1 protein-coding gene is annotated in these 602 nt (G+C 56.3%); it reads right to left on the bottom strand.

Going from position 1 to position 602, the window contains the following annotated elements; all coding sequences use genetic code 11:
• A partial coding sequence (locus tag Q1A08_RS21345; RefSeq protein WP_299776421.1) for a Calx-beta domain-containing protein occupies window positions 1-509 on the bottom strand: 509 nt, incomplete at its 3' end.
• Window positions 510-602: the final 93 nt, after the last annotated feature.

The raw sequence follows: 602 nt of genomic DNA on the forward strand, positions 1-602 counted from the left end.
CCATTATTGGTGTCAAAATCGAACGTCACATCTTGGGTGGTGCTGTTCGACAAGCTCACCGTAAAGGTCATGGTGCCGGCGTCTTCGTTCACCGTTACATCGTCGATCGATACGGTCGGTGGTACGTCGTCATCGTTGATGGTCGCTTCCGCACTTGGCGTGCGAGGCGTACCGCCCACGGTCACACCGGTGGTGGTGTCCACATTTTCAAACTGAGAAGCACCCGCCCCTACGCCCGCGATGGTGGCCGTAAAGGTCTCATCATCGAAGTCCGCGTCTTGTGCGGTTGGAACGGTAACGGTCGTGGTGCTATCACCCGTCGCTACGGTCACGGTTTGTGCGGTTGCGGTGTAGTCACCGTCTTCCGCGGTGCCGTTAGCAAACACTACATTCACTTCCATATCAGAAGTGACCGTCACAGGGTTACCGTTCACATCAAACAGCGATACGGTAAAGACAGAGTCCGCGCCTTCGCTTACCGGACCATTGCTGTCGATCACCGCAAACACAGTATCTTCTGGACCTGGGTTCGGCGTTGGATCTGGGTGTGGACCCGGACCTGGAGGCGTACCTGGAGTGGTCTCATCATGGATGGTGGTTTC

Origin of the sequence: uncultured Pseudoteredinibacter sp. (assembly GCF_947500695.1) — a bacterium.
Classification (GTDB): domain Bacteria; phylum Pseudomonadota; class Gammaproteobacteria; order Pseudomonadales; family Cellvibrionaceae; genus Pseudoteredinibacter.